This is a genomic window from Thalassospira sp. HJ (genome assembly GCF_000948415.1).
Classification (GTDB): Bacteria; Pseudomonadota; Alphaproteobacteria; order Rhodospirillales; family Thalassospiraceae; genus Thalassospira.
The window spans coordinates 228,353-254,247 of record NZ_JYII01000010.1; the positions used below are offsets into that span (position 1 = coordinate 228,353).

Below are 25,895 nucleotides of genomic sequence, written 5' to 3' on the forward strand. Positions count from 1 at the left end.
GCTTTGCCCCAAGACTATCAGGATGTTGTGTCTTGAAACAATCACGCAAAACCGAACGGCCTGGATTGCAAAAATATTCCCGTGCCGGATCGGGAATGATAGGCTGATGGCATGCGTCAGGATGTCGTTGATCTTCACCGTTTTTATGCCAGCAGCATCGGGCAGGCCGCCCGTCGTCTGATCCGCAGGCGTTTGCGCGTCATGTGGTCGGATGTCCGGGGCATGCGCGTGTTGGGCTTTGGCTATGCCACGCCGTATTTGCGCCCGTTTATTGGTGAGGCAGAGCGTGTCATGGCCTTCATGCCAGCACGTCAGGGCTGCGTGCATTGGCCGGCTGATGAACAAAACCGCGTGGCGCTCACCGAAGAAACCATGTTGCCGCTGCCTGACAGTTCGGTGGATCGCATTCTTCTGGTGCATCTGGTCGAACATTCCGATTCCATGCGTCGTCTGATGCGCGAATGCTGGCGGGTGCTCACACCCAATGGCCGGATTGTGGTGGTGACACCAAACCGAAGCTCGCTCTGGTCCTGGTCGGAAAAGACGCCGTTTGGGTATGGTCATCCCTATAGCGTCTCACAGCTTCAGAACCTGATGCGCGAAAACATGTTCCTGCCGGTCCAGCACAGTCGGGCACTGTTCCTGCCGCCAACCAACATGCGGCTTTTACTGCGCTGGTCGCAGATGTTTGAAAATATTGGATCGCGCCTGTTCAAGGCCTTTGCCGGGGTTTCAATCGTCGAAGCCGGCAAACAGCTTTATGCCAGCTCCGGCACGCCACAGCGCAAACGCCGTTTGGTGCATATCCCGGTAACCGTGCCGCCGCTCCGCCCGGCTGATGGCAATCAGCAACATTGCACCTGCCACAAGGAACCCAAATACGGTGCTGGGCAGGGGGCAAAGTCCGGTACTTCCTCTGCTGCCAAAACGTCCACGTGTTCCGACTGATTAGAAAACAACTGTTACTCGATGACAATTGACAGGCATGTTGGGGTTGTCGGAATAATACCGGCATGAAACTCAAAACCGTTTTGCGAAACACAGTCAGATTGACCGGGGGCGCGCTGTTTGGCTGCGTTCTCGCCGTGCCGCATGTGGTGTCTGCGCAAACGGTTCAAAGCAACATACCGATTACCGTTACGCTCTATGCCGAAGACGGCAATATCCCCTATGCCTTTCTGGACGGGGTGGAGCCGCAAGGCATCTATGTGCGTATCCTGAACGCCGCCTTTGATCACCTGCCGGGCTATCGTCTGGAAATCGTAAATGTGCCCTTCCGGCGCGGTATGGATTTGCTCAAGGATGGCAAGATCATGGGCTTCTTCCCGCCCTATGAACGCGCTGATCGCGACTGGATTGAACGTTATTCCATTCCGATCCTGCGTGAAACCGTGGTGGCAATCTGCAGCAAGGATTACGCCCAGCGCAATCTGCTCAACAGCTTCCCGGCCGATTTCAAGGGCGCACGCTTTGCCAACAATGCCGGCTACCGTCTGGCCGGGCCCGAGTTCTTTGAGATGGTCGAGGCGGGCGACATCCTGCTCGAAGAAGCCAACACCACGGCAAGCAACCTGCGTTTCCTGATGGCCGGGCGGGTGGATTGTTATGTCAATGAACGCATGGCCATTCTGGCCGGGATGCGTGAGCTGGCGGTCGACAAGGCAACCGCACGCCTGTTTGACGAAGTCGCCGTCATCGGCCATGAGCACGGCTATGTCGCCTTTGGCCCGGACCCGGATGGCAAATGGCCCTATCGCGATGCGTTCGCCGATGACCTTGACCGGGTCCTGAGCGAGATGCGCGACAGTGGCGAGATCGACGAGCTGGTCGTTTCCTACTTCTCATATTAGGCCAGCATCGTCATACCCATCAGAACGCGCTCTGTTGGTAAGACGCATAAAAAACAGGCCACCGAAGTTCGGTGGCCTGTTTCAATATTGGGGCAGATCGAACGGAATTAATGTTCGACGTCGCGCCAGATCTTGCGCTTAACCGCATACATCATCGCGGTCAGAACCAGCAGGAACAGGATCACTTTCATGCCCAGTGCTTTACGGGCTTCAAGTTCCGGCTGTGCCGTCCAGTTCAGGAACGCGGTAATGTCACGTGCATGCTGCTCAAGGGTCATGGGCGTGCCGTCCGTGTACTCTACCGCTTCATCATAAAGCGGCGGAGCCATGGAGATCTGATGGCCCGGGAAGTAGTGGTTGTAATACTTCCCGTCAGCAAGGTCGAAGCCCTCAGGTGCTTCTTCCTCATAGCCGGTCAGAAGGCCGAACACATAGTCCGGGCCACCCACACGTGCCTTGTTCATCAACGAAAGATCCGGCGGAATGGCGCCGCCATTCGAAGCCGCAGCCGCCTTTTCGTTCGGGAACGGAGCCGGGAAGTAATCTGCCGGGATACCCGGACGGTCGAACATGTCGCCGTCGTCATTCGGGCCATCCTCGATGTCATACTCCGCAGCAATCGCCTTGATCTGGTCTTCGTTGAACCCAATGCCTTCAAGGTTACGGAAGGCAATGAAGCGCAGGCTGTGACAGCCGGCACAAACGTTCTTGTAGACCTGGAAGCCACGCTGCAGCTGGGCACGGTCATAGGTGCCAAACAGACCCTGCCAGCTCCAATCCTGTGCCGCCGGTGCCGGCTGATCGCCGCCAGCAGCCTTGGCTGCACCACCAGTGAATGCGGTTACCGCGAAGGCGGCAGCAATTGCGGTCAGTGCGAACTTACGCATTTGCACCCTCCTTCAAAACAGATTCGCTGATGCTTGCAGGAAGCGGTTTGGTGCGTTCAAGTTTTCCAACCAAAGGCATCACCACAAGGAAGTGTGCGAAATAGTACAGCGTCGAAAGCTGACCCATCACGATGACTTTCAGACCCGGAATACCCAGGAAGTAGTCATCCGGTGCCTTCGCCCCGCAATAGCCGAGGATGAAGGTGTCGATCACAAACAGCCAGAAGAACCATTTGTAAACCGGACGGAATTTCGAGCTGCGAACTTTCGATGTATCCAGCCACGGAATAACGAACAGGATCACGATCGAGGCAAACATCGCCAGCACGCCAAGCAGTTTTGCCGGGATGCCAAAGATGGTGAAATCGATCGACCGCAGGATCGCATAGAACGGCAGGAAGTACCATTCCGGCACGATGTGCGGCGGGGTGACCAGCGGGTTCGCCGGAATGTAGTTATCCGGGTGACCAAGATAATCCGGTGCAAAGAACACAAACGCCGAGAAGAAGATCAGGAATACGCCCAGACCGTACAGATCCTTGATCGTGTAGTACGGGTGGAACGGAATGCTGTCTTGCGGTGTTTTGATTTCAACGCCCGTCGGGTTGTTCGAGCGTACGCTGTGCAGCGCCCAGACATGCAGGACAACAAGGCCCAGAATGACGAACGGCATCAGATAGTGCAGCGAGAAGAACCGGTTCAGGGTCGGGTTATCAACCGAGAAACCGCCCCACAGCCAGGTCACCAGCGGATCGCCAATGATCGGGAAGGCAGAGAACAGGTTGGTAATAACCGTTGCACCCCAGAAGGACATCTGGCCCCACGGCAGGACATAGCCCATGAACGCGGTTGCCATCATCGCCAGAAGGATCAGGATACCGATCCACCACAGCATTTCACGCGGTGCTTTGTATGACCCGTAATACAGGCCACGGAAAATGTGAATGAACACAACGATGAAGAACATCGATGCGCCGTTCATATGGATATAACGGATCAACCACCCATAGTTCACATCACGCATGATGCGTTCGACAGACTCGAACGCCATGCTGGTATGCGGGGTGTAGTTCATCACCAGGAAAATCCCGGAGAGAATCATCGTCACCAGAACAAAACCGGCCAGGGAACCGAAGTTCCACATATAGGACAGGTTTTTCGGTGTCGGATATTCGTATGCAGAGTGGTGCAGCATGGAGATGACCGGAAGACGGTCGTCAACCCATTTGACCACTTTGTTGTTCCACTGAGGTGCGCTCATAAACCTGCTCCTTACCCGATCCGGACCGACGTGTCGGTCAGGAATTCGTATTCCGGAACGACAAGGTTCAACGGTGCGGGGCCGCGGCGGATACGGCCCGACGTATCATAGTGCGAGCCATGGCATGGGCAGTACCAGCCATCATAATCACCACGGGTTTCGCCTGTGGCCGTGCCCATCGGAATGCAACCCAGATGGGTGCATACGCCGACGACGATCAGCCACTCTTTCTTTTCGACGCGTGCATCGTCGCTCTGCGGATCGACGAGCTCGTTCAATGCGACCTCGTTGGCCTCATTGATTTCGCGTTCGGTACGATGGCGGATGAAGACAGGTTTGCCTCGCCACATCACCTTAATTGCCTGACCAACCGGGATGTTGGCCAAATTTACCTCAACCGAGGCAAGCGCGAGAACGTCCTTGGACGGGTTCATGCTGTCCACGAACGGCAACAACGCACACCCGACGCCAACGGCGCCGACTGCTGTGGTCGCCAAGGTCAGGAAATCCCTGCGGTTCTCGTCCGGCTGCTCACCGGATGAATGCACCGTTTGCGACATAATTAATCCCTCTTTCTGCCCCCAAAACAGGCATGCGGCCTAAAACAGGCATACGACCGATTTGGTAATGCGGAATGCCAAAACCAAGACTTAGGGCAAAACACTTGATTTTCCATTGATGAAAATCAAACAATTCCATTCCCAGAAGCCTTTAGACCTGTTTGAGGTCGTATACTAACAAAAAACCGGTTTGTTAAGGAGAACTTGGAGTTGCAATTTGTTTGCATTCAACTGGATCAAATGGTTTTGCGCTGCACAAATCGGTAAAACATAGCGTAAATGCGGGTATCAGGCCCTTTTATCGGCCAATGACTTGCGGCTTTAGTTTTTCATATTCCAAAAAAGTCTAATAGCGTCCAGGCGGGCATTCACGTTTATGCAGATTGGACAAAGCAGTTAGACAAAATATCGAAAACGATTCTACAAAGGCCTCATGAGAATCTGCTTATTCGAACCCGACATTCCGCAAAATACCGGTACGATCCTGCGCATGGCCGCCTGCTTTGGCTTGCCGGTCGATATTATTGAGCCCTGCGGGTTTCTTCTGACCTCGGGCGCGCTCAAGCGTGCCGGGATGGATTATCTCGAAAAGGCCGATTATATACGCCATGCCGATTGGCGCGCCTTTGTCGAAGCCCGCCAAGACGGAACGGTGCCGGGGCGTCTGGTGTTGCTGACGACCAAGGGGGCCGAACCCTATTGCGATTTTGAATTTCGCGCCGATGATATCCTGATGCTCGGCTCTGAAAGCAAAGGGGTGCCTGATCAGGTGCATGACTATGTCGATGCCCGCGTCGTCATTCCCATGCAGCCACAGATGCGATCGCTGAATGTCGCCATGGCAACCGCAATGACACTGGGCGAAGCGCTCAGACAAACAAACAGTTTTCCAAAGAGGGTGGAATGAACAGCACGGACAAAGACCTGATCGAACAGCACAAGGAAACAGCACGCCTCTGGTTCCGTCAGCTGCGCGATGAAATCTGTGCCAGTTACGAGGCCCTCGAAGACAGCTATGAAGGCCCGCTTTCCGATCGCGCCCCGGGTCGGTTCGAACGCACCACCTGGGAACGTGGTGAAAAAGAAGGTGGCGGCGAGATGTCGGTCATGAAGGGCCGGGTGTTTGAAAAGGTTGGGGTCAATATCTCGGTCGTGCATGGCGAGTTTTCCGAAAAATTCCGCAAGGAAATCCCCGGTGCCGATGAAAACCCGAACTTCTGGGCCGCGGGCATTTCACTGGTCGCCCATCCGTGCTCACCGCATGTGCCTGCCGTGCACATGAACACCCGCCACATCGTCACGACCAAGGCATGGTTTGGCGGTGGTGCCGATCTGACCCCGGTTTTCCCCAAGGAAAAAGACACCGCTGATTTCCATGGCGCGCTGAAAGCCACTTGCGACGCCCATGGTGATGACTATTACGACCGCTTCAAAAAATGGTGCGATGAATATTTCTTCCTGCCACACCGCAACGAACCGCGCGGTGTGGGCGGGATTTTCTATGACTATCTCGATGCCGATTGGGACAAGGACTTCGCCTTCACCCAGGATGTCGGGCGTGCTTTCCGCGATATCTATCCGGAACTGGTCAAACGCCACTACAACAAGTCCTGGACCGATGATGAACGTCGCGCCCAACTGATCAAGCGCGGTCGCTATGTCGAGTTCAACCTCCTCCATGATCGCGGCACGCGCTTTGGCCTGATGACCGGCGGCAACACCGAAGCCATCCTGATGTCGCTGCCGCCCGAAGCAAACTGGCCGTAAGGCTTTATGGTTCTGAATGGATGCCCGCCTTCGCAGGCATGACACGACGAAAACGGGCGCGGGGAACAACCGTCATTCCCGCGAAAGCGGGAACCTCGCGCCGCTTGCCTGATCTGCGCTATCGAATTCTATCGGCCAATCGCGTCATTAGGTCCATACGCTCATGGAAAATGGCCACCACCAATGCGGGCTCATTTTCGCGTGGCAGACAGAAGACGTAATGTTGCGCGCAGCGCGCCATCCGAAGGTTCGGGAAAAGTTCGCTCATGTCGCGATATGAACCACGTCCGGTGACAAGGTCATCAATGCCCTTTTCCAGCGTGGCCACATATCGCCGCACTTGTGCGGGGCCCCACTCCTTGTTGGTGTAACGAATGATCCCGCGCAGATCGGCTTCTGCCTCTGCGTTAGGGTCCAGACTCATTCAAATGATCGTTCCGGTCTCCCGGATTTGTGCAGGTATGCGAAGCAAAACCGCAGGAAGATCAATATCTTTCAAGATTTTGCGACAAAATAGCCTGTGAAAATCCGGGTGATCCAAAGGACACTTGATAGGAGAGAAAGCCTCTGCGTCAAATCCCTTGATTGGGGATCACCCCAATCTGCGGGCTTTTCCTTGTTTTTTCTCTCTTATCAAGTGCCGGAACGATCATTTGAATGAGTCTGGACCCTAAGGATATAACCCGTCACGCAGGCTTCTCGCTCAGTTCTTCCTCAAGGATTTCATCGATGCTTTTGTCGGAAACTTTTCCCGCAACCGCATCGTTGATGCGGTTCTCCATTAAGGTTTTCAGTTCCTGCCATGCCTTGTCAGCATTGGCATCATCCGGAAACAAACGTTCAAGCGCGTACTGCTTGATGGTCTTGCCCTGCAAGGCCGCCGTCGCCTTCAGGCTTTGATGCTGCTGGTCGGTGATGTCGATCGTCAAGCGGCTCATAGGGCAATCTCCCAACAAATGTACAAACCCACATTAACACATATGTGGGTTTGTTGCTATTGCGTGGTCTGTTTCATTAAACGGATGTTTTTCCGGCGATGTCGGCCGTTATTTGCCTCGCGCAGCGAAAATCCGCCCGATGGTGTTAAGCAAAATCTGCGCGGCCAGAATGGCGGTCGTTCCGGTTTGGTCGTAATCCGGGGCAACTTCGACCAGATCAATACCAACGATATCCCCTCGCTTGGCAAGGCCAGCGATGATTTCCAGCACGTCATAATACAGGAAGCCGCCGTGGCTTGGCGTGCCAGTGCCCGGCGCGATGGATGGATCAAACCCGTCAATATCAATCGTCAGGTAATAGCGTTTCCCGGCCGGAATGCGTTCGAGTACACCCTCAACACCAAGCTTGCGAACTTGGCGGACAGACAGGATGTCTGAACCCTGTTCGCGGGCATAGTCGTATCCTTCCTTGGCGGTGGAGGACACATTGCGAATGCCAAGTTGGGTCATGCCCGTGACCCACGGTTTTTCAATCGCACGGCGCATCGGGTTGCCATGGCCGTTGCGTACCCCGTGGCGTTCATCGACGAAATCCAGATGGGCATCAAACTGCACCACATGCACAGGTTCCTGCTCGGAAAAGGCATTGATGCAGGGGATGTTGATCGAATGATCGCCGCCCAGAACCACGGGCAGGGCACCGGCGGCCAAAATCTTGCGCACGCCGAACTCGATATTGGCGTGGCTATTGATGGTGTCGGTATGAATGATGTCGGCATCGCCGATATCGACCATCCGGACCCCTTCAAGATAGGTCACGTCATCTTCATGGTCATAGGCCCCGGCATGGCCAAAGGCAAAAAGTGTCGATGCCTCGCGAATACCGCGCGGGCCAAACCGCGCACCGGATCGCCATTGGGTGCCAAAATCAAACGGCGCGCCAAGGATGGCAACATCGGCATCAATCGCATCCCAGTTCTCGACATAGGGGCTTTTGGAAAAGGTCGAAATGCCAACGAAGGGCAGGTTCAACCGCCCGCTGTTATAGCCATGCTCTGTCATGAAAAATCCCCTGTCGATTGTGGTGTGCGCGAACCATCACTCTAGGGGACTGCTTGCCTACGATACAGCAAAAGAATATCGAACTCATGTTCTATCCGGGAAGCTGGTAGATCAAACAAACGGTCGTAAGTAAGGGTAACAATTTAGCGTGTGACCATATGGAAGGCTTTGATCAGCTTTGGGATGTTATTTTGATCAAGTCGGGCAACATTGATCCTCCCGCCCTTGACGACATGTATACCGTGTTCTCGGGTTAGTGCTGTTTCTTGTTCGATTGTAATCGGCAGTAACGAAAACATCCCAGTTTGACGTGCCAGGAAGTTTAACGTGCCTTCGCCAAACTGTTGCATTTCAGCTTCGGAAACCAGTTTTCGTATTTGAATGACTCTGTCGCGCATCTGAGCGAGTTCGCTTAACCACGAAGCTTTCAATTCTGCATCTTGCAGTATTGTTCGAACGACAGAAGGGCCGTGATCAGGTGCGTGAGATGCGCTGGATCGTATAATGGCTGAAACTGCTCTGTGAACACGTTTTTGATATGCAGGCTTCGTCTTGATAAAAAGTGCGCCAGCGCGATCACGATAAATCCCGAATGACTTGGAAAGCGTTATGCAAATGACACACTCAGAAAAACGATCTGCTATGTCTCGGGCCATTTTGCAATCTTCTTCAAAGCTTTGACTGAATCCCAGATACGCGAGATCAAGCCAAGGAATGACGCCCTTTTCTTCAAGCAGATCAAGCAAGAAGTTGAACTGCTTCGCGTTCATGTCCGCGCCGGTCGGATTGTGGCAAACCCCTTGCATCAAAAACACGTCGCCGGGTTGAGCCGTCTTCAGGCCTTCGATCATCCGATCGAAGTCAAGTTCGCAAGCGGACTGCGAGTAGTAAGGCACAAAACGGCAATATGCCCCGGCCGCTCGCAGGATGGGTAAATAGTTGCCATAGGTCGGGGTCTGCAGCCAAATTGTTGGTTGTGGACTCATTTGGGCGAGCATATCAGCAATGACTCGCAATGCGACGGCACCACCAGCCGTCTGTGCTGAGACAAAGTCAATCTCGGTATAGGTAGGCCCAAGAATTTCTCGTCCCAGTAAGTTGCAGTAAGTTGCATCCCCCGTCAGCGCCAGGTAGGACTTGGTACTCTGGCTTGCGACCAGTTGACGTTCTGCGTCTTTTACAGCAGAGAGAACTGGCGTTTGACCATGTTCGTTCTGATAGATTCCAACCGTTAGATCGATTTTTTCTGATCGAGGATCGTTTGCGAAATTCTCTGCCCCGATCATAATTGGGTCGACCGGGTAATCTTGAATGTATTCGAACATGACGCTCTCCGGCCTCGAGCTCAGGAAAACTGCGTAATGACAGTTGCGCCTACAGATTGGAACTTATCCATCTGCATGAGTGCATTCGGAGCTTCATCAAGGCTAATCTGAGAGCCTACGAGGCGAGCTGGATCCAGTTTCCCTGTGCTAATCATCTCAAGCATTGCACCGTAACGATGCGCTTGCATCCCGTGCGACCCGAGAATTTCCAGTTCCTTGCCTATGACTTTCGCCATTGGGATTTGAGGTGTCGTATGGTCTCCCAGCATTAACCCAACTTGAACATGTTTTCCGCGTGGGCGAAGGTTCTCAATTGAATTAAAGCAAGTAGTTGGGTGTCCTAATGCGTCCAGAGATACGTGAGCCCCACCCTTTGTAAGATCAACCACGGCTTCCGGCACGCTCGTCGCCTCGGCGCCATTTATGCTGGCGACCGCACCAAGTTCGTGGGCAAGTGCGAGTTTCTCCGCGTCGATGTCGATAGCAATGACATTCGCGCCTGCAGCATTGGCGATCATAACTGCCGACAGCCCTACGCCTCCGCAGCCATGAACAGCAACCCACTGCCCTGCCGAAACCTTCCCTTGATCTATGACAGCACGGAACGATGTCGCGAACCGGCACCCGAGACTCGCGGCCGTGGCAAAGCTCATATCTTCCGGCAGCGCAACCAGGTTAAGGTCAGCTTGATGAATTGCCACATATTGCGCAAATGATCCCCAATGGGTGAAACCAGGCTGTTCCTGATGAAGGCAGACTTGTTGATGGCCCGCATGACACTCCGGGCAGGAGCCGCACCCGGAAATAAACGGAACAGTCACGCGATCGCCAATTTTCCAGTTGGTGACGTCTTTGCCGACGGCCTCAATAATACCTGCCAGTTCATGACCCGGGATATGGGGCAATTCGATATCGCTATCGTGTCCCATCCAGCCATGCCAATCACTACGACATACGCCAGTGGCTTCCACCCTTATCACCACGCCATGGTTCTCAGGGGTTGGATCGTTGACTGTCACAAGCTTCGGTGCTTGCTGAAATTTTTCAAAAAGAACCGCTTTCATGGAGGATGCTTTCACTTGAGTTGATTCTATTAAATGATTTTACCCCTTTTGTATGGAATTACCTTGCTAACATTCCCTTATATTGTTCAAATCGGGAAATGTTCTGCCCTTTTTTGCGTTGCTGTGAGGGGATGCTGCTCAATGAATCAAATCGATAAAATCAATGCGGAAATACTAAATCTGCTCCAAGAGGACGGGCGAATGACAAATGCTCGCTTGTCTGAACATCTCGCCATGAGCGAGACGCCGTGCTGGCGGCGTCTGAAGCGCTTGGAGGAAAGTGGGATTATTGAGGGCTATCAGGCTAATCTAAACCGACGAAAACTCGGCCTAGGCGTGATGGCATTTGTTCAATTGAGTTGTTCTCAACATGATTTGGCATCTACCGAAGAATTTGAACGCATAATTGCGACAACGCCGAACATTTTAGCTTGTCACAATACGACTGGGGCTGATGACTTCCTGTTGATTGTCGTCGCGCGCGATCTTGATGACTACAGCGCTTTTGTTGACTCGACGTTACGCCGCTTGCCTGGCGTAACCGGTATAAGATCAAACTTGTCGCTCAAGGAGATGAAATCTTCAAACAGATTGCCAGTCACAATCGAAAGATAGTTTTTTCTCTATCCTGCTTCGCTGTTCACGTCTCATTGGTCAGCCAATCAAGCAACGTGGTCGTCGTATCGCTGACAGATCGGCTGGGCACCACCCAGTACCCGCGATCCGGTCGGCTAACTTCTGAACCCACGGCCACCAGCGACCCTTGCTCGATATGATGATCAATCAATCCCCGCCAACCCAGTGCAACGCCCTGTTCGGCAAGGGCGGCCTGAATGACAAAGCCGTAGGTATTAAGCCCCAGATCCCCTTGCGCTGGTTTGCGGGTAATCCCGTGATCGGCAAGCCAGCTTTCCCACGTCAGCCAGCGTGATTTACCTGTCACTTCCAGATGCAAAAGGGGTGCTCTGGCAAACTGGGCCGGATCGTCAAACGGCCCGTATCGCTCGAGGAACCCGGGCGTGCAGACCGGTACCACCTGCTCCGGGATCAGAAGCTGTGCCGTTTCCGGGAAATCTTCGGCGCCGCCAAACAGCATGGCCGCATCGGTTTCACGGCCAAGTTCATCATCAAGGCCTTGGGAGGCAATGATATGGACTTCGGCCTCGGGATGCAGGCGGCGGAAATCGGTCACGCGCGGCATCAACCAGAAGGCGGCGAAGCCGAAATCGGTAAAGATCCGCACTGCGTGATCCTGTGAAGATCGGCGGGTGTCGCGCACCGCCTTGTCGATATGCTCGACACTGCTTTGCACGGCTTCAAACAGGATTTCACCCGCATCGGTCAACCGGCTGCCGCCCTGGGATCGATGGAGCAGCGAGACGCCCAACTGATCCTCAACCCGCTTGATCTGATAGGTCACCGCAGGCTGGCTTAACCCCAACTCATTGGCCGCGCGCGTTAGGCTGCCCAGCCGCCCAACTGCTTCGAAAATTCTCAGCCATCCAATGTCGAGCGGTCTTTGCATTATAAAAATTCTTTATGGAAGTGATTAAAAAACACCGGGTTTCTTTGGCTATCGATTTATGGATTTAATGTTGGAGGGTCAGGATTCATTCATTTGACTTGAATGGTCAATCAGATTTGTGCGGATACGCGGAGCGAAACCGCCGGAAGATATGCATCTTTCAAGGTTTTGCGACAAAGTAGCCCGTGCAAATCCGATTGATCCGAAGGACAGAGATTATATTTGCGATCTCCGGCGTCAAATCCCTTGGGCGGGATACCAACCCGCCCTGCGGCCATTTCCTGGGATTTCACAAATATAATCTCTGCCATTCAAATCAAATGAATGGACCCTGACCCTCACGTGCTCAACGTCAAGCGGAATAACAAAAACACCCGGCAAAACGCACCCGAAAAGGGGCAGGGGTTTAAGGCTGGCGCTGACGCAAACGAACGACCAAGGGGTGCTTTTATCGTCAAGACTGCCATCTCGGTGATGGCTGGTTTGTCGCACCCCGATAAGGAGTGCTCGACTAAATGACGTCCCCGAATATCTTGATCCTGATGGCTGACCAGTTGAACGGAACCCTGTTCCCCGATGGTCCTGCGGATTTCCTTCATACGCCGCATTTGCGCAAACTCGCTGAACGTTCGGCGCGTTTCCGCAACTGTTATACCGGCTCCCCACTTTGCGCCCCGGGGCGTGCATCCTTCATGGCCGGTCAGTTGCCCCATCGCACCCGGGTTTATGACAACGCCGCCGAATTCTCATCGGACATTCCGACCTATGCCCATCACTTGCGCCGCGCGGGATATTACACCTGCCTGTCGGGCAAGATGCATTTCGTCGGCCACGATCAGCTGCACGGGTTTGAAGAACGCCTGACCACCGATATCTATCCGGCGGACTTTGGCTGGACCCCGGATTATCGCAAGCCGGGCGAACGCATTGACTGGTGGTATCACAACCTTGGCTCCGTCACCGGTGCCGGTGTCGCCGAGATTTCCAACCAGATGGAATATGATGACGAGGTTGCCTACAACGCGACGCATAAGCTTTATGATCTGTCGCGCGGTCATGATGACCGCCCATGGTGCCTGACGGTCAGCTTTACCCATCCGCATGACCCGTACGTTGCGCGCAAGAAATTCTGGGATCTCTATGAAGATTGCCCGGAACTCGAACCCGATGTCGCCCCGTTTGATTTCGATGATCAGGATCCGCATTCCCAGCGCCTGATGCATGCCAGCGACTACACGGCTTTCGATATCAAGAAGGAAGATGTCCGTCGTTCCCGTCAGGCCTATTTTGCCAACATCTCCTATATCGACGACAAGGTCGGGCAGATCATGGAGGTGCTTGAAACCACCCGTCAGCTCGATAACACCATCATCATCTTTGTCTCTGATCATGGCGATATGCTGGGCGAACGCGGCCTGTGGTTTAAAATGAGCTTCTTTGAGGGCTCGGCGCGTGTGCCGCTGATGATGGCTGGGCCAAACATCACACCGGGCCTTTATACCGATCCTGTTTCAAGCCTTGATGTCACCCCGACCGTGGCCGATCTTGCCGGCATATCCATGGAAGAAGTCGCGCCCTGGACCGATGGCATGTCGCTCTGTGGCATGCTTGCGGGCAAGGCCCGCACCGAGCCGGTCCTGATGGAATATGCCGCCGAGGGATCCTATGCCCCGCTGGTTTGTATCCGCGAAGGCAAATGGAAATACACCTATTGCACGCTTGATCCCGAACAGCTTTTCGATCTGGAAGCCGATCCGAAGGAGCTGACCAACCTGGCAGCCGATCCGGCCTGTGCCGATCAGATGGCGGCGTTTCGTGCGCAGCGCGATGCGCGTTGGAACCTTGATGCCTTTGATCAGGCGGTTCGTGAAAGCCAGGCACGTCGCTGGATCGTTTACGAGGCGCTGCGCAACGGCTCCTACTTCCCGTGGGATTATCAGCCGCTGCAAAAGGCGTCCGAGCGCTACATGCGCAATCACATGGATCTCAACGATCTCGAAGAAAACCAGCGCTTCCCGCGAGGGGAGTAAGAAGCAGCGTCGGCCAGCCATGTGGGACGGCTGGCCGGCGCTGCCTCAACTCTTCAGACAATTCAAGTCACCGGCCCGGCACGTTGAATTAATCCTCATACTATTGTTGCTGTGGTGGCGTCAGGTGTTGGAATCTGCCGTTTGGCATGCATTCAGTGCAGGGGCAAAGTGGCCGTACCATTGGTTTGTGCTGCCATCGGATTAAGGATTTTCCAGTCCGCCACCTTTTCATTGATGATGCCGCTATTGACCAGACACTGGCGGATAAAGCCGCTTTGACGCAGGGTGGTCAGGCCGTGATCAAGGGCCTTGAGGAAGTTCTGTGCACCGGGCAGGCGGCGCGAAATCATGAAATGCTGGCTTCCCGGCAGGATCACTTTGACCCCGGGCATCGGATACAGGGTGACGTCTTCGTTTCGCCGGGTCAGATCAGGTTCGGATGAAAACTCCAGCAAGGTAAAGTCAGCCCGCCCGGCATTAATCAGACTATAGATCTGAAAGGTGGTCGGGGCACTGGCGAGGCTTTTGGGCACAAGGTTTTCAAGTGCTTCCCAATCCAGTCGCCAGGTGCGAATGGACACGGCCTGCATGTCATGCAGATCGGAAATGGGGGCGTCGCTGCGTAGCGCAAGGGTGTCAGGACTGACATAGACGCCTTTTTCGAACTCGCCCTTGCGCAGGATCGGGGCCGATTTCAGTAAATCCGGATAGGGATCAATATTGAATTCCCAGTCCGACTTGACGTCGGCCAGACCATCACTGACCATTTTGCGGCTACGCTCCGAATTGGGCGAGGGGATAGCCCTGACCTTGGCCTTGATCCCGCCGGCGGTCAGGGCTTCCTGCAGGATGGAATAGATGACGAGCGATGCGCTGCTCGAATGATCGGCAAGACAGGATCGGCAAGCGGAATCCGGATTTAGCTGACAGGCCCGCACATCCTCAAACTCGCTCTCACGCACGGGGAGCCTGATTTCGAGCGGTTCAGCCGCATAAAGCGGGCCGCTGGCGATAAGTGTCAGCAGATAAAGCGCGACGCTCAGGGCAAGACGGATGGGGGCTCGGGCCTGTGGGCGGGATGAGCCAGTGTGGAGGCACATTGTGGGGTCCGGCAGTGATTGTGTTTGGGGCGATCTGGTCGATATGTGAATGCGCGACCGTGATTGCATCCGTGGCGGGTGAATCTTTTTGCGAACTTGTCTTTGAGCAAAGAAAAACACCCCGGCGCGCAAGGCTTGGGGTGTTTTCAAAAAATTTGAATAATCGCTGTGATTATTCAAAAAAATCACTCAGCGGCAACGGCGGTATTTTCGCCGCGCACCAGCGCCATGTAATCTTCCATCATGGTCTTACAGACCTGACCCGGGGTGAATTTGTACGGGCCGATTTCCGCAACCGGTGTCACTTCGGCGGCCGTCCCGGTCAGGAAGCATTCCTCGAAACCTTCCATTTCCTCGGGCATGATTGCGCGTTCGATGACTTCATAGCCACGCGCCTTGGCAAGGCCGATCACGGTACGGCGGGTGATGCCGTCGAGGAAGCAATCAGGCTTCGGCGTATGGATCTGGCCATCCTTGATGAAGAAGACGTTGGCGCCGGTGGCTTCTGCCACCTGACCGCGGTAATCGAGCATCAGGGCATCGGCATAGCCTTTGCGTTCTGCTTCGTGCTTGGATAGCGTGCAGATCATGTAAAGGCCCGATGCCTTGGCATTGGTCGGTGCGGTGTTCGGTGCCGGGCGGGCCCATTTCGAGAGGTCCAGACGAATGCCCTTAAGGCGTTCTTCCGGTGCGAAATAGCTCGGCCATTCCCAGCAAGCAATCGCCACATTGATGCGCGTGGTCTGGGCAGAAACACCCATCATTTCACTGCCGCGCCAGGCAATACGGCGGATATAGCCTTCGGTGATGTTGTTGGCAGCGAGCGTCTCGATGACAGCGTCATCAAGTTCAGCAGCGCTGTAGGGGATTTTCATATCCAGGATTTCACCGGATTTGATCAGGCGTTCGCCATGTTCGGCCAGCTTGAAAACCTTGCCGTTATAGGACCGTTCGCCTTCAAATACCGCACTCCCGTAATGGACAGCGTGGCTCAGCACATGCAAAGTGCTTTCACGCCACGGTTTAAGTTCGCCATTATACCAGATATAACCGTCGCGGTTATCAAAGGTCGGAGTTGTCATTTGCCAAATTCCATTTCAAGAACGTTCCTGGACGTAACTTTATGTCCTTATTTGTCTGGTCGAGGTAACATTCATAGATTAATGTGTCAATATAACTGACATAACGGATAAGCATGGCAGATATCTCTACACGCAAGGTCAACCCGCTTTTTCTGCGGGAAGAAGAACTTAGACAAGGCATTGAATTACTGTTCTATGCCTACCGTGATTTCACTGAAGTCGCGGACCAGATGCTTGCGCAATATAATTTCGGTCGCGCCCACCACCGGGTCATCTATTTCGTCAGTCGGAACCCCGGAATCACGGTCAGTGACCTGTTGTCGATTCTCAAGATCACCAAACAGTCCCTGTCGCGTGTGCTGGGCCAGTTGGTGCGCGAAGGTTTTATCGAACAAAAGACCGGTCTGCAGGACCGTCGTCAGCGTTTGCTGACCCTGACGGAAAAGGGTGAGGCGCTTGAACGCGAGCTGACCGAACAGCAGCGCGCCCTGATTGCCGCAGCCTATCGAGAGGCAGGCGCAGAATCGGTTGAGGGCTTCCGCAAGGTCATGCTGGGCATGATGGAAGAAAAGGACCGCAAACGGTTCGAGGATGATGGCCCCGGTGGCCTGCGCCGTCGCGCAGGATAACGTTCAGGATAACGGGCAGGATAAAAAGCACACTGCAAACGGATGGTCATATTTTTGACGTCCTTATCCTTACGCTTTTGAAAGATTTTGCAGCCAGATTGTTCTGCATAGATGTTGATCCAGGGAAAACCCGATGACCGGTGCTGATCAGCCACATATTCTTGTGGTCGATGATGATGACCGTTTGCGCGACCTTCTTACCCGATACTTGGGGGAGAACGGTTTTAACGTGTCTGCGGCGCGCGATGCCGCCAATGCGCGTGCGAGCCTGTCGGGGTTGCAGTTTGATCTGATCGTGCTTGATGTTTTGATGCCCGGTGAAAAGGGCGTCGATCTGGCGCGCAGCCTGCGCGAAGCCGGATCAAAGGTGCCAATCCTGTTGCTGACCGCCCTTTCGGAAACCGAAGACCGCATTGCCGGCCTTGAGGCAGGTGTGGATGATTACCTTGCCAAGCCGTTCGAGCCGCGTGAACTGGTGCTGCGGATCGAGGCGATCTTGCGCCGCTATGGCGAATTGCCCGAGATGGAAACGTCGGCATCCGTGGAGGTGCCAGAAACCAGTGCATCCTTTGGTGCATATCGTTTTGATCTGACGCGGATGATCCTGCAACGCGGGGACGAGCATATCTATCTGACCACGGCCGAGCAGGCGTTGCTGAGCGCATTGGTCAAAAGGCGTGGACAAACGACATCGCGCGAACAGCTTCACGGCATGATCAGCGGCAATGCCATCGATCCCGGGGCATCGCGCAGCATTGATGTGCAGGTCACCCGACTTCGGCGCAAATTCGAAGAAGACCCCAAACAACCAAGATACTTGCAGACAGTACGTGGTCAGGGCTATGTCCTGTATACGGACTGACGAGTGCAATTCTGACCGACCATGACAACCGACAGGGACAAGCAGCGTGGGTAGCGAACAGAACGGACGGATCAAATCACTGATGCCGACGGGGCTTTTGGGCCGGTCGCTTCTGATCCTGATGACGCCGATGCTGCTGCTGCAGATCGTCACCGTCCTGATCTTCTTTGAGCGTCACTGGGATACGGTGGCCCGGCAGCTCAGCCGTGGTCTGGCTGGCGATGTGATCTTTGTGATCGATTATATTGGGCAGTATCCGGATCCAGAACATTACGAGTGGATTCAGAACTCGGCTCGGGCGCGCATGCAGCTTGATATCGTGTTTGAACCCGAGGCTATCCTGGACCGCCAGATAAGCGAGCCGCCGTTGGGCCTTGTATCCGAAGAACTGTTTCATGCGCTTGATGAGCGCTTGCAGCGGCCATTCTTCTTTGATCTCGACCTTGATGATCGGCGGCTTGAAATTCGTGTGCAGATGAAAGACGGTGTGATTTCGATCATCGCCCCGCGCAAGCGCCTGTATAACTCGACCACCTATATCTTCTTCCTGTGGATCGCCGGTTCTGCCCTGATCCTTTATGGGGTTGCGGTGATCTTTATGCGCAATCAGGTCCGTCCGATCCGGCGTCTGGCCAAGGCTGCCGATCAGTTCGGTCGCGGTGTGGATGTTGAAAACTTCAAACCCGAAGGGGCGGCTGAAGTTCGTATGGCAGCGACATCGTTCATGTCGATGCGTGATCGTATCGGACGTCATTTGTCACAGCGCACAGCGCTGCTTGCCGGTGTGTCGCATGACTTGCGCACGCCGTTGACCCGCATGAAGCTTGAACTTGCCATGCAGCAAAGCTCGCCCGGTGTTGATGCCCTGAAACAGGATGTCATCGACATGGAGCGCATGGTTGATGCCTATCTGGCATTCGCGCGCGGTGAAGAGGGCGAGAAAGCGGTTCTGACCGATATTGGCAAACTTCTGACCGATCAGGTCGGCGAGGCATTGCGTGACGGGCAGCAGATTGATCTTCACATCGAAGACAGCCTTGAGATGGAGCTGCGCCCGCAGTCACTAAAACGTTGTGTGGCAAACATCATGTCCAATGCCGGGCGGTATGCCAACAATCTGTCTGTGCGTGCCGGACGGCGTGGACAGGATTACGAGATTGTCTTTGATGATGATGGCCCAGGCATCCCGGCTGACAAACGCGAAGAAGTCTTCAAGCCGTTTTACCGTTTGGAAGAATCCCGCAATCAGGCCACTGGTGGTGTTGGGCTGGGCATGACGATTGCGCGGGATTCAGCGCGCGGTCATGGTGGCGATGTCTATCTTGAAGATGCGCCGGGCGGTGGGCTTCGCGTCCGTCTGGTACTGCCCATCGGCCACTAAGCTTTGAATGACCAATGACAAAAGCCCCGCCTTGTGCGGGGCTTTTTGCTTTTGGGACTTTGCGTTGGCTTCTTAGAAGAAAGTCGCGATTTCCGAGAGGTCCTTTTTCTCGGTCGCGTGGGTCGGGATGGTGGCATCGGCCGCGGGGTATCCGGTGACGAGCAGGATGTAGGGCTTGTTGTGATCGGGGCGGCCGCAAATGTCGGTGAGGAAGCTCATGGGGTTTGGCGTATGCGTCAATGTGGCGAGGCCCGCGCGATGCAGGGCGGCGATCAGGAAGCCTGTCGCAATCGAAACCGATTCCGGCACATAGTAGTTCTTGCGAAGCTTGCCATCGGCGGATGTGCTTTTGCGTTCGCCAAAAATGCAGATGAGCCAGGGTGCCGTTTCGAGGAACGGTTTGCTGTCATCGGTGCCAAGCGGTTTAAGCGCATCCAGCCACTCCTCGCCCGCGCGGCCTTCGTAAAAGGCGCGTTCTTCTTCCTCTGCCGCCAGCCTGATCTTGCGTTTCATCGCCGGGTCGCCAATCACCGAGAAATGCCAGGGTTGATGATTGGCGCCGTTGGGCGCCGTACCCGCCGCACGAATGCAGGTTTCAATAATGTCGCGCGGAACCGGGCGATCAGAGAAATCACGCACGGTATGGCGGGTCTTGATGTCGTCATAGAAGCCTTGCGCCCGCGCACGCATCTGGGCGACGTCATATTCCTGATAATCGGGCAGGGGGATGGGAACGAAATCGGTGGTCAGGGATTTGGGGGACGACATGGCGCTTCCTGAATTTTCTTGGTGTTTGTAAGGAGCCGATCTTATGGAGCATCAATGTGCCCAGCAAGGGCAAAGGCCCGCTGACACAGAGTTGTGAAAGGCGGTTGGCCGTGATTGATACGGACAGATATTCATTGCGATGTGTCATTGCACAAAGTCGCACACAGGCCTATCAAACCGGCAGTGAGGTGGAGCTTCGCGGTGCCACTATCTTGCGACGGTGGCTTTGGGCAGAGGTTCTATTTCACACTAAATATGCAGACAATTATGTAATTTACACAAAATGACAATAAATTTGGATTGTTTTCTTGCGATATACGTTTGATTGATGTTAAATCGCGGCAACTTGGCATGGAATGCGTGCCGGGATATATACTCCGTGTTTCCCGCCACGGTTCCACACACAGACAGACGAAACGGATTGATGTAGCGTTATGGCCAGCAATTTAAACGAAGAAACCGTCACTTATGTCCATCATTGGACTGACACCCTCTTCACGTTCAAAACCACCCGTGATCCGGGCTTCCGATTCATCAATGGTCAGTTCGCAATGATCGGCCTCGAAGTTGAAGGCAAGCCGCTTCTGCGCGCCTATTCGATGGTCAGTGCAAATTATGACGAAGAACTTGAATTCTTCTCGATCAAGGTTCCGAATGGACCGCTGACGTCGCGTTTGCAGCACATCAAGGTTGGCGACAAGATCCTGGTCGGGCGCAAGCCGACCGGTACCCTGATCCATGACAACCTTCTGCCGGGCAAGAACCTTTGGCTGCTGTCGACCGGTACAGGCCTTGCGCCGTTCATGAGCGTGATCCGCGATTACGAGACCTATGAGCGTTATGAGAAGGTGATCCTTGTCCATGGTTGCCGCGAAGTGCGTGAGCTGGCCTATCAGGAATTCATCCATAGCGAACTGCCCCATAACGAGTTCTTTGGCGAGGAAGTGCAGAACAAGCTTCTGTATTACCCGACTGTGACCCGTGAAGAGTTCAAGCATCAGGGCCGTATCACCGAGCTGATGGAATCGGGCAAGCTTTACGAAGACCTTGGTCTGGAAAAGCCGACGCTGGAAAATGATCGCTTCATGCTGTGTGGCAACCCGCAGATGATCGCCGATACCCGTCAGATGCTTCTTGATTGGGGTGGCAAGGAAGGCAACATGAACGAGCCGGGCCACTTCGTGATCGAAAAGGCTTTTGTCGAAAAGTAAGACCGTATTCATGCGGACAGTCAAAAAGAGGCGCGGCATTCGATTGTCGCGCCTCTTTTATACAAAATATGTATAGAAAAACTATACCAATGGGTATAATACTCCCCAAATGGGGATGTCCGGTTGGTGGCGGAGTGGCGATACTCGGCGAAACAAGCACGCCCTGTCTCGTGTCCTCTGATCCTTAAGTTCCGGAGCTACCCATGAATTCAATGACCTCCATCAGTGTTGAAAGCCATGATGTGTTTGCGGACATGTTCGATGTGTTTGACGCATCATTTGCGGTCGCGGAGTTCGACCTTGATGGAAAGGTCATGCGGGTTAATGACAATTTCCTGGCGCTGACCGGCTATGACGAAGACGAAGTTCTTGGGGAGTATCACGCGAAGTTCCTTTCGCGCGATATCGCCGAGGCACCGGAATATGGTTTGTGCTGGGCAGATTTGCGCGCAGGGAAAAACAAACGGGTGGTCCTGCCCTGGGTTACCAAATCTGGTGAACGTAAATGGGTAGAGGAAACCGTTGGTCCGATACGCGACGCCAAGGGAGCAGTCGTTCGGATTGTCCGGCTTGGTGTGGATGTTACCGCCCGACATGACAGTTTTGCCGATCTTCAGGGCAAGGTTGATGCGATTGAGCACAGCTATGCCGTTATTGAATTTGATCTTGCGGGCAACATCCTGACCGCCAATTACAATTTCCTTGTTGCTATGGGCTATTACCGTTCGGACGTGGTCGGGAAACATCACAGCATGTTCCTGGAGCCTGAATATGCCCAAAGCACAGAATACCGCGCATTCTGGCGGTCGCTTGCCAAGGGTAAAACCACTGCGCGTCAGTTCAAGCGCCTTGGCAAGGATGGTCGTGAAGTCTGGTTCGAAGCCAGCTATAGCCCGGTTTATGGTGCCGATGGCAATGTCTGCAAGATCGTCAAGTTTGCCACCGACATTACCGATCAGGTCACGTCGCTGGTTGATCTGAAATCAACGCTTGAAAGCGGCTTTGACGAGGTGGATCAGAGCCTTTGCAAGTTTGATCAGAGCTATGGAGATCTATCCCAGTCCTGCCGTCAGGCACAGGCGCATCTTGAGGTCAGCACGATGGTTGCCGGTCGACTTGTCAGCAGTGTTGATGAAACTGGGCAGCGCCTGAATGAGCTTCGCACGGTTGCCGATCGTGCCTATGAGCACGCAATTGAAGGTGATGGTGCGATTGTATCGTTGGAAGATGCCATTGATGTGCTGCGTGATTGTGCGCGCGATGATGCCGCCATCATTGAGCAGATCAATGTTCTGGAAAAATGTCTTGGCGAAAGTGCACGCATTTCAACCGAGCTTCGTTCCGACCTTAAGGCGATGCTGAGCCGGGTTGCCGTGGTGTCGCTGGCGATTGACGAGCAAGGCCAGATCACCAATCAGGTCAGAAGCGAGATGCATGGAATCCAGACCGCGATCGAGACATCGCATGGGTCCTTTGACACCATGATCAAGGCATCTGAAGAAGTCGCCATGGTCGTTGGTCGGACGCGCGAAGCGTCGGTGGTTTTGGCGCGCTAACCCTGCCGGGAGCGTGACACGAGCGGGGATGGGGCGGGTATCGCAACGACGATATCCGCCCTTTTCCTTTTTGGGAAACCCCGGATCAGAACAGGCGCGAGCCGTTCGGCACATCCTGATCCGGGCGGATCAGGACAATGCCCTTGTCGTCATCGGCATCGGGGAAGCCGAGGCAGAGGAATTCCGACATGAAGGGGCCGACCTGCTTTTTGGGGAAATTGACCACACCCGCAACCTGACGACCGATCAGCTTTTCGGGCGTGTAATGCTTGGTGATCTGGGCGGATGTTTTCTTGGTGCCGATGTCTGGCCCGAAATCGACCCAGAGCTTGAGGGCGGGGCGGCGGGCCTCGGGAAATTCCTGGGCATCAATGACGGTCCCGACGCGGATATCGACTTTCAGAAAATCATCAAAACTGATTTCGTCACTCATGACTGTCTCCTTGTTATGGGAGCAGCTTAGTAACTTCGTTTGGTCGTGATAAGCCCAAACCACCTGAGGAACATGAATTCCGGAGTTTGAGCAAAAAGCGCAGCCATCAGGCAAGCCGACAAAGAAAAATGGCAGGACCCAGAGGCCCTGCCATCAAGTAGATTACGGGAATTTAACAGCCAAAGCTGTTACTTCGAAGCTGCGGTCTTTTCGATAGCAGCTTTGAATTCGTCAAGGGATTCGGTAAAGCGAGCCTGCAGAAGGGTCAGAGCCTCTTCCTGGGACTTGGTTACCAGACCAGACAGTTCCTTGGCGTTTGCAAGAGCTTCTTCGTAAGCAGCTTTTGCAGCTTCGGTCTGTTTTGCAGCCGAAGCCATCGGGTCGTCAGCAGAAGTAGCAGCGAAATCTTTGCCCTGGGTCTGAACTTTATCCAGCAGCGTTTTGAAGATTTCACTCTGGCGCTGAGCGACAGCCTGGAAACCGTCGAAGGCCACCTTGTTGGCTTTGGTGAGGGCTTCCACGTTTTTACGCTGGAAAGCCATCATTTCGTTCACGTCTACACCCGGGATTTTGAAGTCCGCAGTGTATTTGGTGAAGTCGAGGTCAAAGAACGGGTTGGTTGCCTTTTTTGCGGCGGTCATGGTTTGCACTCCATTAATTTGCAACAGGTATGGAATGAGGCGCTATTGTGCGCCGCACAAATTCAACTGCAATATGAAGGAATGACCGCTTGTCGTCAAGTATTATTTTGCGCTGCACAATAACTTTAGGGTTAATGTTTTTTGTCCGTAAAATAACCTTGGGTAGTGATGTGATTTTTATACGTTAGATCAGGGTATTAGCCGTTGGCGGCTGGTGACGCGCCCTGATCCGACGTGCTGTCAGATGGGGTGTTTTCGCCCGCATTCGCCGATTTTTTCCAAGAAAAATTCCGACAGCGTTTGGTGATTTTACCACAAATCGAGGATGCCTTGCCGAATCCTTTTTCAACCCGGCGGTCCCATCCGGCAGCCTTTGAAAGCTCGCGATCGAGATAGGCCATGGTCGGTGCGAAATCGCTGGTGTCGTCATCAAGCCAGTGCTTGAAGGTTTTGGCATAAACCGCAGTCAGGCCGGCAACCCGCATGCTGCCATGCAGGCCGGATGTCTGAAAACCGGCAGCTTCCAACATCCAGCGCATGGCGCCAAAATGGGTCTTGATGGCGCGCAGCCCATCGGCCGGGCCAAGATCGCCACCCGCATTGATGATGGAGCGAAGTGCGCGGCGATGATCCGCTAGAATATCAAACCGCGCCATGATGACAGCAATCAGGCGATCATGACCGGGTTCATTGAAATCTTCCGACTCCAGATCGGCAAGAACTTCGCGGTCGACCCGTTTGACGAAGCGCCGCAGGAGATCGGCCTTGCTGCTGCAATGATCGTAGCAATCGGCAACCGTTACGCCGGCCTCGTTTGCAATATCGATCATGGTGACGTCATGCCAATCGCGTTCTGCGGCCAGTTTCAGGGCCGCATCAATCAGAAGATTGGGGATATCCTTTTTGGGTGGCATGACGTGCTCCTTGGGTTGGGTGTTCCGGGTACTGGTGGGCTTGGCTTAGCCCGCCAGTTCTTTTGACCGGTCACGGGCGGCGGCAACCGCGCGGGTCATCAGTTCGGGCAGACCGGTTTTCTGATCCATCAGCACATTAAGCGCGGCCGCCGTGGTGCCGCCCGGGCTTGTGACATTTTCACGAAGGGTGGCGGCGGTTTCCTCGCTGGCATCAAGCAGGAAGCCCGCACCCACCACGGTCTGGCGCGCAAGCATCATGGCCTGATCAGCGGGAAGGCCGGCAGCCTCGCCCGCCTGCGCCATGGCTTCGACCAGATGGAAGATATAGGCAGGCCCGCTACCCGACAGGCCGGTGACGGCATCCATCAGGCTTTCATCCTCGATCCATGACACCATGCCGACGGCCTCAAGCAGGGTCTGGCACATGTCGCGCTGGGCGATGCTGACATTTTCGGTCGGGCACATCACGGTCATGCCGCGCGAGACGGCAGCCGGTGTATTGGGCATGGCGCGTACGATGCGGGCATGCTCGCCAAGGTGGCTTGCGAAGAAGTCGATGGTTTTGCCTGCGGCGACGGACAAAAAGACAGTTTCGGCGCGCACCAGCGGTTTATATGCGTCAATCAGATCGGGCAGGACCTGTGGCTTGACGGCAAACAGGATGACCTGCGGGATAAAGTCGGATCGCATATCGGCAACATCGGTGATGCCATTGATGCCGTATTTCAGCTCGAGCTGTTCGGCGGCTTCAGCCTGCTCGACGATGAAGACATTGGCGGCATCAAGCCCGCGGGCCAGCCAGCCTTCGAGCATGGCACTGCCCATCTTGCCACAGCCAACCAGCAAAAGACGCGTATTCATAAATTCTGCTCCGCTTTATCCATCGGGTTTGGTTGATCGTTTGGTTAATCGTGGGGCGATCAACGTACATGATGCAATGCCGTAGCGATCTTCTCAAGGTGGGTCAAGTCAGTGCAGAGGGCAAGAGGGGCGTGCAAACTGCCCGTGTTTGCAGGGTATTAGTGTTGGGAAGGATGCTTTGGCTGGCA

The 25,895-nt window shown here is 54.4% G+C and carries 28 protein-coding genes; 11 read left to right on the plus strand and 17 right to left on the minus strand.

The genetic code is table 11. The annotated features are described in order from the left end of the window. Positions 1–111: 111 nt before the first annotated feature. Both UF64_RS06540 and UF64_RS06545 read left to right on the plus strand, forming a co-directional pair. Positions 112–948: a class I SAM-dependent methyltransferase gene (locus UF64_RS06540; protein ID WP_235284985.1), complete on the plus strand. Its 837-nt coding sequence runs from the start codon at positions 112–114 to the stop codon at positions 946–948. Positions 949–1,013: 65 nt separating this feature from the next. After that, positions 1,014–1,850 (plus strand): ABC transporter substrate-binding protein, encoded by an 837-nt coding sequence (locus UF64_RS06545; RefSeq protein WP_044827801.1) that lies wholly within the window; start codon positions 1,014–1,016, stop codon positions 1,848–1,850. 107 nt (positions 1,851–1,957) lie between these two features. Here the strand turns inward: UF64_RS06545 and UF64_RS06550 are convergent, their stop codons facing one another. The 4 genes from UF64_RS06550 to UF64_RS20510 are packed head-to-tail and all read right to left on the minus strand — an operon-like array spanning position 1,958 to position 4,697. Beyond that, positions 1,958–2,737, minus strand: a complete 780-nt coding sequence (locus UF64_RS06550) for a cytochrome c1 (protein WP_044827802.1) — start codon at positions 2,735–2,737, stop codon at positions 1,958–1,960. Then, positions 2,730–3,998, minus strand: a complete 1,269-nt coding sequence (locus UF64_RS06555; RefSeq protein WP_044827803.1) for a cytochrome b N-terminal domain-containing protein — start codon at positions 3,996–3,998, stop codon at positions 2,730–2,732. Before UF64_RS06555 ends, UF64_RS06550 begins: the two co-directional genes overlap by 8 nt. An 11-nt stretch (positions 3,999–4,009) precedes the next feature. Next, complete coding sequence (petA, locus tag UF64_RS06560) at positions 4,010–4,558, minus strand: ubiquinol-cytochrome c reductase iron-sulfur subunit (protein ID WP_044827804.1); 549 nt, start codon at positions 4,556–4,558, stop codon at positions 4,010–4,012. Further along, positions 4,530–4,697 carry a hypothetical protein gene (locus tag UF64_RS20510; protein ID WP_161794601.1) on the minus strand — a complete coding sequence of 56 codons (168 nt, stop codon included), beginning with the start codon at positions 4,695–4,697 and terminating at the stop codon, positions 4,530–4,532. The genes petA and UF64_RS20510 overlap by 29 nt, the downstream gene beginning before the upstream one ends. Positions 4,698–4,991: 294 nt before the next feature. Here UF64_RS20510 and UF64_RS06565 point away from each other — a divergent pair, with 294 nt between their 5' ends. After that, entirely contained in the window at positions 4,992–5,465 is a 474-nt protein-coding gene (locus UF64_RS06565) for a tRNA (cytidine(34)-2'-O)-methyltransferase (protein WP_044827805.1), read from the plus strand. Beyond that, on the plus strand, positions 5,462–6,325 hold the full coding sequence (hemF, locus tag UF64_RS06570) for an oxygen-dependent coproporphyrinogen oxidase (protein WP_044827806.1): 864 nt from the start codon (positions 5,462–5,464) through the stop codon (positions 6,323–6,325). Before UF64_RS06565 ends, hemF begins: the two co-directional genes overlap by 4 nt. Before the next feature lie 118 nt (positions 6,326–6,443). On the opposite strand, the gene UF64_RS06575 is transcribed toward hemF, so the two are convergent. From UF64_RS06575 to UF64_RS06595, 5 genes are all read right to left on the minus strand, one after another. Next, positions 6,444–6,749, minus strand: a complete 306-nt coding sequence (locus UF64_RS06575; RefSeq protein WP_044827807.1) for a type II toxin-antitoxin system RelE/ParE family toxin — start codon at positions 6,747–6,749, stop codon at positions 6,444–6,446. A 262-nt stretch (positions 6,750–7,011) separates the two neighbouring features. Further along, complete coding sequence (locus tag UF64_RS06580; RefSeq protein WP_044827808.1) at positions 7,012–7,263, minus strand: antitoxin; 252 nt, start codon at positions 7,261–7,263, stop codon at positions 7,012–7,014. Between the two features lie 108 nt (positions 7,264–7,371). Next, a complete protein-coding gene (speB, locus tag UF64_RS06585) occupies positions 7,372–8,325 on the minus strand; it encodes an agmatinase (RefSeq protein ID WP_044827809.1) in 954 nt (317 codons plus the stop codon). Between the two features lie 143 nt (positions 8,326–8,468). Next, positions 8,469–9,650, minus strand: a complete 1,182-nt coding sequence (locus UF64_RS06590; RefSeq protein ID WP_044827810.1) for an aromatic amino acid transaminase — start codon at positions 9,648–9,650, stop codon at positions 8,469–8,471. A 20-nt stretch (positions 9,651–9,670) separates the two neighbouring features. Further along, on the minus strand, positions 9,671–10,714 hold the full coding sequence (locus UF64_RS06595; protein ID WP_044827811.1) for a zinc-dependent alcohol dehydrogenase family protein: 1,044 nt from the start codon (positions 10,712–10,714) through the stop codon (positions 9,671–9,673). 141 nt (positions 10,715–10,855) lie between these two features. Between UF64_RS06595 and UF64_RS06600 the strand changes: the two genes are divergently transcribed. Then, positions 10,856–11,329 carry an Lrp/AsnC family transcriptional regulator gene (locus UF64_RS06600; protein ID WP_044827812.1) on the plus strand — a complete coding sequence of 158 codons (474 nt, stop codon included), beginning with the start codon at positions 10,856–10,858 and terminating at the stop codon, positions 11,327–11,329. A 25-nt stretch (positions 11,330–11,354) separates the two neighbouring features. Here the strand turns inward: UF64_RS06600 and UF64_RS06605 are convergent, their stop codons facing one another. After that, positions 11,355–12,239, minus strand: coding sequence for a LysR substrate-binding domain-containing protein (locus UF64_RS06605; RefSeq protein ID WP_082049596.1), 885 nt, complete (start codon positions 12,237–12,239; stop codon positions 11,355–11,357). Between the two features lie 515 nt (positions 12,240–12,754). Here UF64_RS06605 and betC point away from each other — a divergent pair. After that, positions 12,755–14,269, plus strand: a complete 1,515-nt coding sequence (betC, locus tag UF64_RS06620; RefSeq protein ID WP_044827816.1) for a choline-sulfatase — start codon at positions 12,755–12,757, stop codon at positions 14,267–14,269. Between the two features lie 152 nt (positions 14,270–14,421). Here betC and UF64_RS06625 read toward each other — a convergent pair whose 3' ends face one another. Both UF64_RS06625 and UF64_RS06630 read right to left on the minus strand, forming a co-directional pair. Then, the gene (locus UF64_RS06625) at positions 14,422–15,369 is read right to left on the minus strand and encodes a hypothetical protein (protein WP_044827817.1); all 948 of its coding nucleotides are present in this window, start codon (positions 15,367–15,369) and stop codon (positions 14,422–14,424) included. 185 nt (positions 15,370–15,554) lie between these two features. Further along, positions 15,555–16,451, minus strand: coding sequence for a branched-chain amino acid aminotransferase (locus UF64_RS06630; protein ID WP_044827818.1), 897 nt, complete (start codon positions 16,449–16,451; stop codon positions 15,555–15,557). 113 nt (positions 16,452–16,564) lie between these two features. On the opposite strand from UF64_RS06630, the gene UF64_RS06635 reads away from it, so the two are divergent. The 3 genes from UF64_RS06635 (at position 16,565) to UF64_RS06645 (ending at position 19,323) form a co-directional block, all read left to right on the plus strand. After that, entirely contained in the window at positions 16,565–17,080 is a 516-nt protein-coding gene (locus tag UF64_RS06635) for a MarR family winged helix-turn-helix transcriptional regulator (protein WP_044827819.1), read from the plus strand. A 133-nt stretch (positions 17,081–17,213) separates the two neighbouring features. After that, complete coding sequence (locus tag UF64_RS06640; protein WP_044827820.1) at positions 17,214–17,942, plus strand: response regulator; 729 nt, start codon at positions 17,214–17,216, stop codon at positions 17,940–17,942. A gap of 46 nt (positions 17,943–17,988) precedes the next feature. Continuing rightward, positions 17,989–19,323: an ATP-binding protein gene (locus UF64_RS06645; RefSeq protein ID WP_235284986.1), complete on the plus strand. Its 1,335-nt coding sequence runs from the start codon at positions 17,989–17,991 to the stop codon at positions 19,321–19,323. 72 nt (positions 19,324–19,395) lie between these two features. On the opposite strand, the gene UF64_RS06650 is transcribed toward UF64_RS06645, so the two are convergent. Beyond that, positions 19,396–20,091: a nitroreductase family protein gene (locus tag UF64_RS06650; protein WP_044827821.1), complete on the minus strand. Its 696-nt coding sequence runs from the start codon at positions 20,089–20,091 to the stop codon at positions 19,396–19,398. 434 nt (positions 20,092–20,525) lie between these two features. Here UF64_RS06650 and UF64_RS06655 point away from each other — a divergent pair, with 434 nt between their 5' ends. Further along, entirely contained in the window at positions 20,526–21,302 is a 777-nt protein-coding gene (locus tag UF64_RS06655; protein WP_044827822.1) for a ferredoxin--NADP reductase, read from the plus strand. A gap of 203 nt (positions 21,303–21,505) precedes the next feature. Then, the gene (locus tag UF64_RS19640; protein ID WP_052657474.1) at positions 21,506–22,858 is read left to right on the plus strand and encodes a PAS domain-containing protein; all 1,353 of its coding nucleotides are present in this window, start codon (positions 21,506–21,508) and stop codon (positions 22,856–22,858) included. An 85-nt stretch (positions 22,859–22,943) separates the two neighbouring features. On the opposite strand, the gene UF64_RS06665 is transcribed toward UF64_RS19640, so the two are convergent. From UF64_RS06665 to proC, 4 genes are all read right to left on the minus strand, one after another. Then, on the minus strand, positions 22,944–23,291 hold the full coding sequence (locus tag UF64_RS06665) for a tRNA-binding protein (RefSeq protein WP_044827823.1): 348 nt from the start codon (positions 23,289–23,291) through the stop codon (positions 22,944–22,946). A 188-nt stretch (positions 23,292–23,479) separates the two neighbouring features. After that, positions 23,480–23,932, minus strand: coding sequence for a phasin family protein (locus UF64_RS06670; RefSeq protein WP_044827824.1), 453 nt, complete (start codon positions 23,930–23,932; stop codon positions 23,480–23,482). A gap of 197 nt (positions 23,933–24,129) precedes the next feature. Further along, entirely contained in the window at positions 24,130–24,846 is a 717-nt protein-coding gene (locus tag UF64_RS06675) for a TetR family transcriptional regulator (protein ID WP_044827825.1), read from the minus strand. A 45-nt stretch (positions 24,847–24,891) separates the two neighbouring features. Beyond that, on the minus strand, positions 24,892–25,707 hold the full coding sequence (gene proC, locus UF64_RS06680; protein WP_044827826.1) for a pyrroline-5-carboxylate reductase: 816 nt from the start codon (positions 25,705–25,707) through the stop codon (positions 24,892–24,894). Positions 25,708–25,895 lie beyond the last annotated feature (188 nt).